Origin of the sequence: Arthrobacter sp. IK3 (assembly GCF_051337705.1) — a bacterium.
In the GTDB taxonomy this organism is placed as follows: Bacteria; Actinomycetota; Actinomycetes; order Actinomycetales; family Micrococcaceae; genus Arthrobacter_B; species Arthrobacter_B koreensis.
Genome location: NZ_JBPPSW010000003.1, coordinates 102,451 through 116,156, shown reverse-complemented (window position 1 = coordinate 116,156; position 13,706 = coordinate 102,451). Strand labels below are relative to the sequence as shown.

The 13,706-nt window shown below is 65.4% G+C and carries 18 protein-coding genes; 16 read left to right on the top strand and 2 right to left on the bottom strand.

Translation table 11 applies throughout. From position 1 onward, the window contains the following. Positions 1–85 precede the first annotated feature (85 nt). The 9 genes from ACSLGO_RS04910 to ACSLGO_RS04870 all read left to right on the top strand — a co-directional run bounded on the left by ACSLGO_RS04910 (position 86) and on the right by ACSLGO_RS04870 (position 4,451). On the top strand, positions 86–706 hold the full coding sequence (locus tag ACSLGO_RS04910; RefSeq protein WP_436400265.1) for a hypothetical protein: 621 nt from the start codon (positions 86–88) through the stop codon (positions 704–706). Beyond that, positions 703–1,353, top strand: a complete 651-nt coding sequence (locus tag ACSLGO_RS04905) for a hypothetical protein (RefSeq protein WP_436400263.1) — start codon at positions 703–705, stop codon at positions 1,351–1,353. Before ACSLGO_RS04910 ends, ACSLGO_RS04905 begins: the two co-directional genes overlap by 4 nt. Then, positions 1,350–1,715, top strand: a complete 366-nt coding sequence (locus ACSLGO_RS04900; RefSeq protein WP_436400261.1) for a hypothetical protein — start codon at positions 1,350–1,352, stop codon at positions 1,713–1,715. The genes ACSLGO_RS04905 and ACSLGO_RS04900 overlap by 4 nt, the downstream gene beginning before the upstream one ends. A gap of 195 nt (positions 1,716–1,910) precedes the next feature. Further along, positions 1,911–2,642 (top strand): hypothetical protein, encoded by a 732-nt coding sequence (locus ACSLGO_RS04895; RefSeq protein WP_436400259.1) that lies wholly within the window; start codon positions 1,911–1,913, stop codon positions 2,640–2,642. Between the two features lie 92 nt (positions 2,643–2,734). Then, the gene (locus ACSLGO_RS04890; protein WP_436400257.1) at positions 2,735–3,202 is read left to right on the top strand and encodes a hypothetical protein; all 468 of its coding nucleotides are present in this window, start codon (positions 2,735–2,737) and stop codon (positions 3,200–3,202) included. Positions 3,203–3,328: 126 nt separating this feature from the next. Further along, positions 3,329–3,769, top strand: coding sequence for a hypothetical protein (locus ACSLGO_RS04885; RefSeq protein WP_436400255.1), 441 nt, complete (start codon positions 3,329–3,331; stop codon positions 3,767–3,769). Between the two features lie 87 nt (positions 3,770–3,856). After that, positions 3,857–4,036, top strand: a complete 180-nt coding sequence (locus tag ACSLGO_RS04880) for a hypothetical protein (protein ID WP_436400252.1) — start codon at positions 3,857–3,859, stop codon at positions 4,034–4,036. After that, positions 4,036–4,263 (top strand): hypothetical protein, encoded by a 228-nt coding sequence (locus ACSLGO_RS04875; RefSeq protein ID WP_436400251.1) that lies wholly within the window; start codon positions 4,036–4,038, stop codon positions 4,261–4,263. Before ACSLGO_RS04880 ends, ACSLGO_RS04875 begins: the two co-directional genes overlap by 1 nt. Then, positions 4,260–4,451, top strand: coding sequence for a hypothetical protein (locus tag ACSLGO_RS04870; RefSeq protein ID WP_436400249.1), 192 nt, complete (start codon positions 4,260–4,262; stop codon positions 4,449–4,451). Before ACSLGO_RS04875 ends, ACSLGO_RS04870 begins: the two co-directional genes overlap by 4 nt. A 65-nt stretch (positions 4,452–4,516) precedes the next feature. Here the strand turns inward: ACSLGO_RS04870 and ACSLGO_RS04865 are convergent, their stop codons facing one another. Both ACSLGO_RS04865 and ACSLGO_RS04860 read right to left on the bottom strand, forming a co-directional pair. Further along, positions 4,517–4,678 (bottom strand): hypothetical protein, encoded by a 162-nt coding sequence (locus tag ACSLGO_RS04865; protein ID WP_436400248.1) that lies wholly within the window; start codon positions 4,676–4,678, stop codon positions 4,517–4,519. Between the two features lie 72 nt (positions 4,679–4,750). Beyond that, the gene (locus ACSLGO_RS04860; protein ID WP_436400246.1) at positions 4,751–5,125 is read right to left on the bottom strand and encodes a hypothetical protein; all 375 of its coding nucleotides are present in this window, start codon (positions 5,123–5,125) and stop codon (positions 4,751–4,753) included. Between the two features lie 229 nt (positions 5,126–5,354). Here ACSLGO_RS04860 and ACSLGO_RS04855 point away from each other — a divergent pair, with 229 nt between their 5' ends. The 7 genes from ACSLGO_RS04855 (at position 5,355) to ACSLGO_RS04825 (ending at position 13,535) form a co-directional block, all read left to right on the top strand. Next, complete coding sequence (locus tag ACSLGO_RS04855; protein WP_436400244.1) at positions 5,355–6,143, top strand: hypothetical protein; 789 nt, start codon at positions 5,355–5,357, stop codon at positions 6,141–6,143. Positions 6,144–6,345: 202 nt separating this feature from the next. Continuing rightward, on the top strand, positions 6,346–6,678 hold the full coding sequence (locus tag ACSLGO_RS04850) for a hypothetical protein (RefSeq protein WP_436400242.1): 333 nt from the start codon (positions 6,346–6,348) through the stop codon (positions 6,676–6,678). An 80-nt stretch (positions 6,679–6,758) separates the two neighbouring features. Further along, positions 6,759–7,085 carry a hypothetical protein gene (locus ACSLGO_RS04845; protein WP_436400240.1) on the top strand — a complete coding sequence of 109 codons (327 nt, stop codon included), beginning with the start codon at positions 6,759–6,761 and terminating at the stop codon, positions 7,083–7,085. Between the two features lie 1,609 nt (positions 7,086–8,694). Continuing rightward, a complete protein-coding gene (locus ACSLGO_RS04840) occupies positions 8,695–11,160 on the top strand; it encodes a type IV secretory system conjugative DNA transfer family protein (protein WP_436400238.1) in 2,466 nt (821 codons plus the stop codon). Continuing rightward, entirely contained in the window at positions 11,148–12,746 is a 1,599-nt protein-coding gene (locus ACSLGO_RS04835) for a hypothetical protein (protein WP_436400237.1), read from the top strand. The genes ACSLGO_RS04840 and ACSLGO_RS04835 overlap by 13 nt, the downstream gene beginning before the upstream one ends. Positions 12,747–12,792: 46 nt before the next feature. Further along, positions 12,793–12,945 (top strand): hypothetical protein, encoded by a 153-nt coding sequence (locus ACSLGO_RS04830; protein WP_436400235.1) that lies wholly within the window; start codon positions 12,793–12,795, stop codon positions 12,943–12,945. Positions 12,946–12,947: 2 nt separating this feature from the next. After that, complete coding sequence (locus ACSLGO_RS04825) at positions 12,948–13,535, top strand: nuclease-related domain-containing protein (RefSeq protein ID WP_436400233.1); 588 nt, start codon at positions 12,948–12,950, stop codon at positions 13,533–13,535. The last annotated feature ends 171 nt before the right edge of the window (positions 13,536–13,706 follow it).

Sequence of the window (13,706 nt, the reverse complement as noted above, 5' to 3'; positions counted from 1 at the left end):
GCCCCGTTGCGGTGAGCAGCAGCCGCCTCTCCGCACACATAGGGATCAGCAGCCATGTGCCCCGCTCCCGATCTAAGGAAAGACCATGACCACCATTACCCGTGAACGCTTCCGCGTGGAGCTTCGCAGCCTCCCTGCCCCCTCTGCGGCCACCCCGTCTCCCCGCCCCGAATACCGCACGTACACCGGCACCCTGTCCTGGGACACCGAAAACCATGCACTGGACCTGATCACTGCCGACGGCGAGATCCTGAACCTCACCGGCAGCACCGAAGGCCTGGAAGCCAACGAAGTGCGCGTCCTTGACGTCCTCTACCCCGACCTCGTGGAAGGAGTGACGCCGGTGGCCGCCGGAGCGCTGGAGGCACTTCGTGTCCTGGGCGCCACCGAAGGACACGTCCGCAGTTCCGCTGAAGGCAGGAGCAGCGTGGTCGCACTCTCGGCAGACCTGGGCGCTGCAGCGCAGGAGAACTCCCGCCGGACCGCGGCCGTCACCCTGTTCAAGGCCAGCGGCAAGTACTACACCGTTGAAGCATGGCGGGTACCGGTCAATGCCATCCACCCGACCGACATGCTGCTGAGCCCTGACTTCCGGCGCATCTCAGACGGTGCCGTGCTCGTCAATGGTGAAGAACCCATGGAATTTCCGGACGCAGTGAGCTGGGGCTTCCCGCACCTGCTCGGTCCCGAAACGAGTGCAGCATGACCGCCGGCGCAGTCCCCGCCTACCCGTGCTCTGCGTCTTATCACAGCACCGAGGACCATCCCCGCGGGAAGACCACCATCCGGGCAGAGATCACCGTGCTGGTACCGCTCCGGACAGCAAGCCGCGACGAGGCGCCCGTCGCCGCACAGATTCCCGAAGGCCACCGGCTCCTGCCTAACTGGCAGAGCGCGCTGGTCGACATCCGTGTCCTGGACGGTGTCTTCTACAACCTGGCCCGGACCGCCGAAGGCTATGGAATTCATCCCTGGAACGACAAGGACGGTGCTCAGCCCGGAAGGCACTTCGGGGACTACCCGAATCAGGCTTCGGCACTCCAGGCGATTGCCGACGGAGCTAGTTCACTCCTTTGGATTGACGGTGACCTCTGGGCCCGCATCCCCGAACCGCTCGCCTACACCAGGTACGAAGGTTCCGGCGTGCACGTCAGCGTGGGAGGAGACCTCGGTGAAGATCCGGGCAAGGAGTATTCACTGACCGAAGTCGCCGAGGCCAACAGGGCCGCCCGCGCTGAAGCTCTTGCACACGGACGGACTGCCCCGCTCGATGCAACGGTCAACGTTCTGATTCCCGAGGCATTCATGCCTTCCCTCCGCAGCACCCGCGCAACACATAAGGAACCCGCATGACCTTCATCTCCATCACCGCAGGGATCGTCCTGATCGCACTCGTAGGCCTTGCTCTCAGCCGCCTGACCGCAGCCGAGGCGGCATGGTTCAGTGCGGTTGTGCAGGCCACGGACGAGGAGCTGTTCGAGCGCGGGATCCGGCAGCTGAAGAGGGATGTGCTGCGCATGGACCAGATCCTTCAGGACATCAGCCAGCAGTCAGGCATCACCCGCTCCCATGTGACCCGCACGCTCGCACTCGAGCAGCGCGGCAGGCTGGAGGCAGCACTGGCCGCGGTCGCTGAGAGGCGGGAGCTGGATCTGACGGAGTCGGCGCGCCAGTACCATTCCGCACCGGCTGCCGGCTACCGGATGGAGCCCTAGCGGAGCCGTACCGCTCGACCCTGGAGCTTCCGGCTGCCGACACGGAGGTGTGTGCCATAACCGCCACCATGACACGGGTACGATGATCCGGGTCAGGACGGGTTGCAGCACACGAACTGCGTGACTCCGGCGGGGCGAACCATTGGAAAACAGGTCCGGAGCACGCCGGCCGGAGAGCAGCTTGAAGGAGCCGTCATGACAGTTGATCAGTTCGCCCAGCCAGGGATATCCGAACCCCGGCATGCCTCTTCCCCTGTCACCTATGGGGTGGCGGTGGGGCTCTTCGACCGGATGGACGGCTCCTACTTTCACCCGGCACCGTCAGCGACCGCAGAGCACTGCATCACCTTCTGGGGAACCGTCCACATCCCCGACGAAATCATCACCCAGGTCGAGAACGCCTACTACCGTGACCGCCAGCAGGAAATTGAGGAAGACATGGAAGAGACCATGCGCCTCTGGACGGTCGAATGGATGAAGGCCAACCCCGAACCGGGTAATTGGGCAAGCGCCAGCAAGGTTGAAGAGTACAACCAGCGCTGGCGGGATGAACACGAAGTCCACCGCCTGAAGGTGCTTCCCTCAGTCGAAGCGAAGCGCCCCCTTGCACTCGGATCCTACGACGCACCGCAGATCATCCGCGCTGCCCAGATGAATTCAAACCGACCGGACCCGAAGCGGTGGCCCGGCGAGGCGACCAAGGTCATGCTGCACCCCGTCGAACTCTTTGAGGGCGAGATGACGGTCGGAGACATTGGCGAGAAATACCGGCTTGCCCGGATCCTCTCCTACATCCAGAAGCCGATCAAGACTGACATTGAGGCGCGGATCCTTGAGGCCATCGGGGAGACCAACCAGTTGCTGCACGCCTGGCAGTTCGAGCGCGGCGAAGACCGGGTTGCAGCGAGGGAGGAGCGCTACCGGTAACGCCGGGTGTGACGGCAGGTAGGAATTACGCTGGCATGGAATCCCCGGTACACGGATACGGTGTAACAAGACATCACTTCACCGGGGGAACCATGAGAAAAACTGCTGCCTTCCTGGCGCTTGCGCTACTGTCCGTTACCGGCTGCTCCGCGATCCTGGGAGTCGAGGAAGGCCAGCCGCTCTCTGCTGCATCGGAGTCGGCTGAGCCGGTCACGCAGCTCACCAAGAAGGAAGCCTGCGTCGAGCTCTTCGGAATGAAGCAGGACGGCCCGCTGTTCGAATCCATCGAGTTCATCAGCGTTACTATGTCGTCCGACACCAGCGACGACATCCTCGAGAACACGGCTATCCGTCTCCTGAATGAGCTGAACGTCATCCACCGCCAGGCACCCGATGAATTCGTTCCCCTGCTGGATGACTACATCGCACCTCTCGACGAAATGGTTTCGGCATTCAACGGCACCCTTTACGACGGTCCTTCTGCCGACATTGAAGCGTTCAAGGCTGCCGGTGTGGAACTGCTCGAAACCTGCGAAGTGTACGACCAGAGCGGACTGTAGCTCCGGTGTGCGGACGGCGGCGTAGAGAAGCCGGCTCCGCTCCGCACACATAGGGGGTATGAACGACGACACCGCCAAGGCCCGACGCCGGCCAGAGTCCACCCGCCTCTTCGCAGGAGCAGCATCATGATGCAGCAGGCGGTGGAAGCCGCGGCGGTGATCTGCATCCTCGTGCTGATGGTCCTGGTCATCACCTCGTCCGGGCCCCGTGCTGCACGCAGGGCAGCGAAGATTGCTGCCCGTGCCGCCGCGGAAGCAGCCGAACCGAAATACCAGATCGTCAGCCTGCGCACAGGCGAAGTCCTCCAGGAAGTCTCCGGCACCTACCCTGCGCAGTCCGCCCAGGAAGACTGGCACTACCTCTGGCTCGCCGGCAAAGGTCCGCGGACGGAGATCAAGCCCAAGCCCACCGGCCTGTCCGACAGCCGGGACACCCTGGATGCGCTGATCCTTGAGGTGGTCCCCGAGGCACAGCGGGACGCGAGCCGTGCCGCCCTGCAGGCAGTCATCAAGGCGCAGGTGCCGCCGGAAGATCTCCTCTGGCTTGCCAGCGAAGGCCGCCGGTAAAAAACGAAGCCTGTTCACAGATCAGGGAGCGTCCGCACACATGGTCTCCAGCGCGGGGACCAGCCTGCGCCGAACCCCGGAGGACCGATGACACCCGCTTTGCTTGCCCGGCTGCAGGAGCTTGCCGCCACGCTTACCGCTGAGAAAGACCCTGACTACAAGGACAACTGGGAGCGGGGGCACGACGCCGGCATGATCGCTGCCGGACGCCTCCTGCAGGACATCCTCAGCGCACCCGAGGCCGCCGCAACGAAGGCAGGTGCCTGATGGCCGTCCAGGATGAAACCGGGCCGGTTCTCGTCACGGTCTACTGCGACCGCTGCGGCACCGAAGAAACCCACGACTACCTGGTGCCTGCCGGTAAAGACAGCATCGACGTCGCCCGCCGCCACCTCGCAGAGCACCGCAGCTGGGTGACGGGAGCATTCGACCTTTGCCCCGACTGTGTCACCGCCACGACCCGCGAAGGCACCACCGAAAGGACCCGTTCTTGATCACTGCTCCCCGCCGGCCCGCACGCCGTCTGGCCCGGTTCGCGTTTGCCGCCGCCCTGACTCCGCTGCTGCTCACAGCGTGCACCGCACCTGCACCGCAGTCCCCGTCTGTGTCGAAGAGTGCAGGCTCCATCGAGAAGCCGCTGCCCAAGTTCAAGGGGTCGATCGAGAAACCTGACGCGCCCTAACCGGGCCAGGCCCCAGGCAAGAAGAAAGCCCCCGTCCTTCACTGGACGGGGGCTTTTGCGTGGCATTAGTTCCCGGGCGGGATCGCGCCTCCGGCTGCCGCGGCGGCGGCCATGCGCTCTGCCTCCTGGTCGCCGGCTTTCCGGCCAGCTGCGATGTATGCGTTCACCGGAAGGTAGATGGCCAGGGCTGAAAGCCAGACGAAGGCGATGATAATTATGGCGGTCATGGGACCCCTTTCGTTGTCACCTTCCTGTGTGCGGCGGCGGCCCCGAATGGAGCGGATTTTCCGAAAAAGTTTTCAGCTCCCTGCCCGGGCTGCGCGGACTGCCTTCAGCTCAGCCCAGCTCCGGCCGTTGATGCTCAGGGTGTTCACCGTCTTCCGCGCCAGCTCTTCGGCTTCAGCAAACGGGAAGCGGTGCGCGGCAAGGTACTCCTCCGTGCGTCCGTCGGATCCGGGTTCGAAGTCCCAGCCTTCCGGGCCAAGGCACTGTCCCATCCACAGCACCGCCCAGGAGCCGGGGCCGCGCCAGGCAACCTTGACCGAAAACAGAAAGGCATCCGGCTCTCCGGGCACCGCGTCATCGGGCAGGTAGGTGAACTCGGTGGCGTGGCGAACCGAGCCGGGTCCGGCGTCGGGCGCGAAGGCTGTGGACTCTTCTGCTGCAGGTGTCATGGCCTTCATGTGTACGGACTACGGGCGGTCTCTTCCCGGCGCACGGAAGCACCTCGCCCCCACGCAGCGCAGGTAGCCAAGCAGGTATTTGGTTTCAGGATCCAAGTGGTGAGAGACAGTAACCCTGCCGCACACATCTGGGACAGAGGATGCAACCACGGACGGAGCAGCCTGACAGCAGCGGACCGGGCAGCCTCCGGGACGCACGGAACTAGCTCCAAAGGAACACATGCTTTCTGTAATCCCCGCAGCCCAGCTCAAAGACTTGGACTCCGGTGCCCTTACCGTCGCTATCCTCGACGCGGTCGGCACGATCAATCCGGCAGGAACGGACCTGATCTCCGAAGCGATCGGCGCAGCGACATACCTGCACCGCGGCCAGACCCGCGCCAACCGCGCCGGCATGCCGCGCACCCCCTACAGCGAACACCCGCTGCGCAACGCACTGCGCGCCCTGCGCCAGGGAGTCACCGACCTGGACATCATCACGGCCATCATCCTGCACGACGTCATCGAAGACTGCGCCCGCGCAATCGTCAGCGAATACCTGGACATGGACACCGCCAAGATGGGTGAGCAGCACCTGCGCGTCCTGGCCTACGACTGGATGGACGCCGCCTTCGGCGCCAACGTCACCCGCCTGGTCCGCGCGGTCACCAACCCGCTGGCCACCGGACCGAAGCAGCCGAGGGAAGTCACCAACCTCCGCTACGCCAACCACGTTCAGGACGCCATCCGCGACAACGCCGAAGTGTTCATCGTGAAGTTCGTAGACTTCGTGGACAACGCCGTCGGTCTGCACCACAACGTCTCCGGCATCGGCGCAGGAGTCAATGACGCCATGGCCGCACGCCTGGCCGCCAAGTACCAGCCGCTGATCCACATCTTCGAAGCAGAACTCGCCTCCAACTACGGCGAAATCATGACCTACGTCAGCGCCGAAGGAATCGACATGATGATCAGCCACCTCGCCTCCGCGAAGAAGACGCTGCCCGGACTCCAGCTCCAGGCCGCGTAGCGCCCGCCCCCTGCCGGACCCGCCGGAACAGACTCTGTAACTCACGGAGTCACCGACTCACAGAGTCCGTGCGGGGACGGCAGGACCTGCACCCATCCCCTATCGCCGAGGGGTCTTCCGACACGCCGGGCATCGTCGCCTCCGCCTGACCGCCGCACACAGGTCAGTGCACGCGACCGACGCCGACACTGAAAAGAGAACCATGAACGTACTGGCACTTCCCGTCTCCCAGGAACGCAACCTTGAAGTCCGCGCCGCTCTTGAAATGACCGGCAAAGCAGTAAACGAACTGCTGCACCGCGCCGTCGTTGAATCACGCACCGCACGAACGCGCCTGCCCGCATCACCGGCCGGACAGATCCACGCCCGCGCCGCCGCCGTATATGTCCACGCCGTGGCCATCATCCTGGACAAGCTCGGCCTGGACCGCGAGCTGGGTGCGCTGCTTGACGCCGGAGAGTTCGACATCCGCAAGCTCGCCGCGTTCGCCCGCAACTGGAATCCCGACGGCCCGGACGACCTCAAGGCCGCCTGACCCCTCACCCCGAAAGCTCCCCGGACTCCAACCCGGGGAGCTTTTTCGTGCCCGCTCCGGCTGCACTGCACGCACCGTCGGTGAGAGCGCACGAAGCGTCCGCACACATGGGATCCATGGGCCGTCTCTCCACTCCCCCGGGCACTGCCGTCCGCGCCGCCATCCGAGACACCGCCGTCGGTGCTGCAGCCGTCCTCTCCGGAATATTCATTATGAACAGCGTCAGCGATCCGGTCGCCGGCATCATCGCAGTCATGCCCATCGCCCTGGGAGTCTCGCACCTGGCCGCCGCCCGACAGCTCATCGGCGGCGCCGAACCCTGCAGCTCCGTCGCCGACAGTGAGACCTCCGCGGTCCCGCCCCGCGCCGACACCGCAGGCATTCCCGTGATGAGGCCGGCCGCCTAAGCACGACCGGAAATCTTCCCGCATCCTCGCCCGGCTCCGCGCCGCCGGAGTTACTGGCACCGCGGCCGATAGGCCCCACCTCCGGACCCTGCTGCGCGGCGGCCCGAAGGGACGTCGTGTGGATCCGCCGGGGCCGGCGGTAGCCGCGAAACGGTGAGACGAACGGGTTGGAGGGCCATATAAAGAAGGTCGGGCCTGGCGGCCCTCCCCTTCCGCTAACCGTTGTGTCTCACAGTCAGGTTTCGTTTCGGGTGCTTCCGTCATGCAGGCCTTTTCGTTTCCTGCCTTCGCTGAGCGCTCGGCCGCCCGCGCTGCGCGCGGGCGTGCGGCTTCGCCGCGCGTCGTGCCGGCGTGCAGCTGCCCGGTACGGGCGGCTGCACCGCTGCGCGGAGCAGCTGCACGGGCCCCGGTACGGTGCACGGTGCGGCTGCAGGTCGTGGGCCTGGGCGCGCAGCGCCCGGTCCGCGTACCGTCCGCTGCCTTTGTCTTGTCCTTGTCGCTTCGCTCCTGCGCACCAGCCGTCGGCCGCTGCGCGGGGCGGTGGTGCTGGCCTCGTCTTGTCCGGGTGGGTCCGGTGTTGTTCTCGGCGGTAAAGCATTAGGGGCTGCGCCCCGGTTGTGTGGGCTGATTGTCTGCTTCTTGGTCTCCGTCATGGTGGCCGCTGCGCGGGGCGGCGGGTGCGTGTTTGGGTTGGTCTGACGGCTGGCGGTGTGGTGGGTGGTGTAGGGGCTTCGCCCCGGTTGGCGATGGGTTGTGCTGGTCTTGATGGTGGACTGGACGGGGGCGGTTTGTTTGTCGTGACGGTGCTTTTCGTCATGCTTTCGTCATGGTGGCGGAATGTTTTTCGTCGTGTCTTCGTGACCCTGAACGCTGAACGGCCTGTTGGCGGGATGGATGTCGTCATGGTTGCGGGCCCTTCACGGGTACCGGGGCGGTCAGCTGGACGGGATCGTTCTGAATGACGCGTGCCGGACAGGATGAGAGCAACAATCCCTCCGTGCCAATGGCTGATGACCCTGAACCCTCTTCACCGGCCGAAGGCCTTCCCTCCCGGCCACACACCAACGACCACCAGCCCTCCCTTCATGACCGGCACCCTCCCGGGGCGCAGCCCCTACACCCACCCGGATCCCAGTGACCAAGGCACACAAACCAGGTGGCACCCAACCGCCGGCCGCAGGCCTCATCGTCCAAGCACCTCCGTGTACGGTGATGGATGACGCGTACGCAGTTGATGGCACGCAGTGGCAGCAACGGGAGTGTCTGCCCGAAGGGCGGTGAAGGCCCGCTGCAGGCGTGATCGAACGGAGGTTGGCGTCGTCGGGGGACAGCAGAGTCGTGGATGAGAGCAGGATTGTGTGGGCAGGTGCCGTAAGTGAGCAGCACACAAGCCGGATCGAGGCCATGACGTGAATGAATGAGGTCCAGGCAGCGCACACAAACCGAATGAATGACGCTTACCTCCAGTGAGAGAAGCGGGGGCGTCGTTCGCTGGGCGAACATCGGGGATTCGCGCCGTGCAGGACGTTTCTTTCCTGTCTCACAGGCCGCAAATCCCTGGACAGTGAACGATTTCCCGCAACTGGCAAAACTACGCATGTCCCCGGGCATGGAACAGAGAATCTTCAAGCTCGCTCGCGCCGGCGGCATCGACACAAACCCCACAACCTTCACGCAGCGTGCCGGAACGTTCGCTTCAGCGGCCACGAACTCCGGATCAGCGACCCTGCTCACCCGGCGCGAGAAGTCAGGACTCCACGGCTACCTGATCCTGCCGGCCAAAGCTGTCAGCTCCAACGCAGCACTTCACCTCGCCCAGACTGTCGGCGCACGCTCCGAAGAGACCGAGCTGCCAGCCGATCTGGGTGACACCCCGGCTATCGGAGAGCTCTCCTACCACCACTCCCCCGCACTGCGTGAGACGCAGAACGGCATCGACCCCACCGAGCTGCCGCGGCTGCTGGCCACTGCGATGCCCGAGGGCACCTGGATCGCCGTCACCATGCGCAAACCGTCCAACAAGGAACGCCGCCGCCACTCCCTCTGGCTCGCCCACCGCATGGGCACCGCAGTGCCGACCCACCACTCCACCTCGCCGAACGCCATCGTCATTACGATCACTGCCGGCGGGGATTCCAACGAGGTTGTCAGCTCGCTGCTCTCACAGGTCACGGCGGGGCTGCCCGGCTTTGACCTGGACTCCGTTGTCCGCACCCCGCACCGCTTCCACCGTGCAGCCTTCGGTCTTCCGGCCGGTGCCGTCCTGGCCGGCGGTGCAGCATTCGGCGGGCCCATGCTCCCCGGTGCCCTGGCCGAAATGGCCGCGGCGTCACTGCCGGGCCTGATTGCCGCAGGTGCCATGCTCGGGGCCACCGGTGTCGCCGCACTTGCCGGGATCATCAAGTCTCCGGAACGCCGACTGCGTGAATCGCTGGCTGCTGCGCTCTTCCCCGCTCCTGCCGTCCTGCACCGCCGGCCCAAGCCGCCGCGCAAGGAACAGACCGTCAAGGGCCACACGAAGGTCGGCGGCGAGAAAGTCCCGTACGAGAAGCACGTCTCTGCCTCCGACGGCGACTACCCGCTGGCGCCAAAGACCTTCATGGTCGGACCCAACGTCGTTGTCGGCATGGTCTCCCCGCACGCCGGCGCCGTCTCCGGTGCTGCAGCGACGAAGGCCCGTGCCACCCCGCCGGCGATGCTCGCCAACATCGGCCCCATGCTCGGTACCAACGACGACGGCGAGGCGCACCTGTCAGCGGCCGCCATGCTCTTCGGTGTGGCCATCGTCGGCAAGCCCGGCTCCGGCAAGTCCCTGTCAGTGCGCGCCCTCTTCGGCTGGCACTGCCTGGAACGCGTCCGCCCGTCCGGACGCCCCGGCTACCCCGGCCGGAACAACACGCTCATCGCCTTCGAGTCCAAGGGCGACGGTGTCGGCAAGTACGTCCAGTGGGCGCACGCGATGGGCGACAAGACCCTGGTCATTGATGCCGCGGATCCTTCGACACCGGCGATCGACATCTTCTCCGTTCCCGGCGACATCACCTCCAAGGCGCACTTCTTCACGAACGCGATGCGGTATGCCTTCGGTGACCAGTCCATCGGTGAACGCTCCTACGAAACCCTGGTCTCCGTCCTGACCGGCGGACTCGCTGTGACCGACGAGGTCCTGGACTTCATGGCAGGCCGCGACGAACGGCTTATCCCCGCCGGCCAGTCACCCGTCTTCTACGCGCACCTGCTGCTCGGCGGCATCTCCGACAACGTCGGAATTGAACTGTGGAACGGCATCAGCGGCCTCGCCAGCCGCCAGCGCGAACGCGGCAACCCGGATGCAGACCTGGACCTGGCCGTAGCCGAGCTGGCCAAGCTGTACGACGGCAAGACGGAGTCGGCACGCCGGTCCTTCCTGGAGGCCCCGCGGAACAAGATCAGCCAGCTGCTTGCCATGGAATCGTGGTGGTCACCGGCCCGCCGGAAGGTCACGTGGGCGCAGATCCTTGAAGGCCACCGCTCGGTCGTCATCAACACCGGCTCCTCCACCACGGGCGTGCTCCTTGAGGATTCCCAGACGCAGCAGCTGTCCTCGATGCTGATGTTCTCCCTGCAGAACGCGCTCAAGCGCCACTGCTCCGGATGGCTGGAACAGGGCCGCTCGGTGTCCATCTTCGCCGACGAGCTTTCCCTGCTGGCCGGCACCAGTCCGGAGATCATCGGGTGGATCCGCGACCAGGGCCGCTCCTACGGCATCCGGGCCATCCTTGCCACCCAGCGTCCCGAGCAGCTCGGCGCCGCCCTGCGCAACAACTTCCTCACCTACTCGACACTCATCTCCTTCGCCCAGACAGATGTCACCACCGCGACCGAGGTGGCAGCGAATGTGGGCAGCAACGGCGAATGGTCCACCGAGGACATCCAGCACCTGGAGCCCTACCATGTCGTCGTCCGCTCCGAGGTCGACCAGCGCAGGCAGTCCGCCTTCATCGTGAAGCTGCCCAACTTCGAGGCAGACATGGCCGCCTACCCGCAGAAGCAGGGGTACGGCCCGGCCAGCGGAGGTGAACTGTGGCAGCAGTAGTCCAGGCGGAAGCTGCCGGCTTCGTACCTGAAGGCTGGCTCATTCCCTCTGCCCGGACGGAGGAAGACGACGAGCTCTCGATGTTCAACCGGACCGACCCGTACTGGGACCGGCTCTGGGCTCCGGGATCGCAGGCAGTCTGGACGTCCCGGCACACCGGACCTGACGGCAGCCCCCGCGCTTCGTTCGGCACCAGGGAGAACAAGCGCCTGCTCATGAGCCGGGACGAGGCGATGGATCTGCTCACTTCCAACCGCGGCCGTGCCGAGCGGCTGGCACTGTGGGGTGTCCTGGATTCCTGGCGGACCGTTTCAGCTGAACAGCTGGCAGTGCTCACCGGATCCTCGTTCTTCCTTGACCCCAACTACTCCCAGATCGCAGCGTCCTTCGCCGCCGAAGTGCTCGACGTCGGCTCCTTCGCGCTGCGCAACGGCACCCTTCCCGGACGCGGAGGCACAGCCCTCTACCGTCCCCGCCTCGGCGATGCATTCGAGAAGGAGCTGAAGAAAACCCTCACCTGGCCGGAGTGGATTTCGGTCACCGGCGGCTACAGCTGGTCCTCGGGCGGACAGTACGACCGGCACAACCTGCTGGCCACCGAACTGGCGATCCGCGCTGCTGAATACCTTCCCGGCACCGGCACCGTCATGGGCGAGAAGTTCTCCTCCGTTGGACTGCTCGCCGGACTGAGCGCCGCCGAGAAAGAGAAGCTGAAGGCCAGGCTGGACGCGGCCAGGAAGCTGGGGCCGACAGCACTGGCAGCGGAGATGGAAGCCCAGCGCCCACACCTGGTCGATAACCGCCGCGGTGACGGAACTATCGTGCGCCGTGACGGCATGCGGATCGTCTATGAGCTGACAGCGACGTCGTCGGCATCCTTCGAGAAGAAGGTCCGCCGCTGGGCGGAGACCATCGCCAAGCGTCCGCTGGAAACTTCCGGTGTCACTGTGGTCTTTGTTGCTGCGCCCCACCCGGACCGCGACCGGCACACGAGCGCGGATCCGATCCACAAGATCCACAAAACAATTCGCAATGTGCTCAAGGAATTTCCCGGCACGGGCCCTGACTCCCCCGCTGCCCGGATCGGGGTCGCCCACTGGCAGGAATGGTTCCCGGCCCGCGGACAGATCAGCGATGCCTTCCTGGACCTGCAGGCAAACTTCGCGATCGGCACGCGCACTGATCCATGGGTGCCGCGGCGGATGATGAGCACCACCGACTACCCGTTCACCCCTCACGCAGAAACGTTCGCGCCCCGGGCGCTGATCGAGAACGCCCGCCTGCTGACGGCGACGCCGCACTGGCTCCGCACCGGCGAGCACACGAAACTGATCGGCACTCCGATGGACCGCGAGGAGGACGCCATCGCTTCCATCGTTCCCCACCCGTACCCTGCACGTCCGAACAGGACCGCAGGCCGCACGCTCGGGGAAAACGTCGGTGCCGTTCAACATCCGGTCGGACTTCCGGACCGGCTTCGCATCAAGGGCCGGGACGTCGCAGCTGAACGCAGCTACCAGGAACGCCGCAGGGCCCGGGCACTGGCACAGTCCCGGGCGCCGGCCACCCCCGCCTGGGACTACTAGTACACCCGTACCGCACGGGGGCCATTGCCTACGCATGTCCCCGGGCATGAGCGAACGTACTTTCAAAGACCGCATCAAGAGCGAACGCGACAAGGACAAGCAGGAAATTGAAGACTGGATGGCCGGATCCGGCAGCAAGGTTTTCGGCATTGCCGTCGTCGTGCTGGCCGCCTGGTTCATCATCAACATCTTCGTCTAGCCGTGAACGGAATCTACGGGCGGGCAGCCGCCGGGCTCGAGGACACCAGCTGGGCCGTGAACGAATCGGTGGCGAAGTTCGGCGCCAAGGGTGAGCAGCGCTCCGCGGCCGTTTTGAACAAGTTCGGTGACCGGGCTGCAGTCCTTCATGACCTGCGCGTGCCCATCCCCGGGTTCAAGGCCAACATCGACCACGTCGTGGTTTCCGGCAACCGGGTGCTGATCATCGACTCCAAGATGTGGAAGCCCGGCTTCTACTGGACGCTGGCCGGCGTGAACCGCCGCGGCCTCACCAAGGTGCCGCACACGGCCAAGGGCCAGGACTGGGTTTCCCGGGCAATGGTCGGATACCTCGCCGGGACCGGAGCCAAAATCCAGCCCGTGCACCTGGTCATCTGGCCTTCGAAGTCCGGAGGCAAGGCCAGCACGTGGCTGCTGCGGGTTTCCGGTGCAGTCGTCATCGGCGGTGCCGCACTTGAGTCAGCAGTAAGGCGCTTCATTGGCCGCAAACCGGCGGACGGCCGGATCGTTGACCGCCTCGCTGAACTGACCACAGCACCGGTACGAGGAGTGCATTCACCCGGCACCTGACCAGCCGGCCAGGCACCGCCCGTCAAGGCCGCCGAGGAGATCCGAACTGGTGATCCCCGGCGGCCTTTGCCGTCTTGCCTACGCATGTCCCAGTGCAGGAAGCACCCGCCTTCGGACAGCCACACGCAGACCGGACACGCCATCCCGCCCGTCCTGTCTGCATTGCAGGCC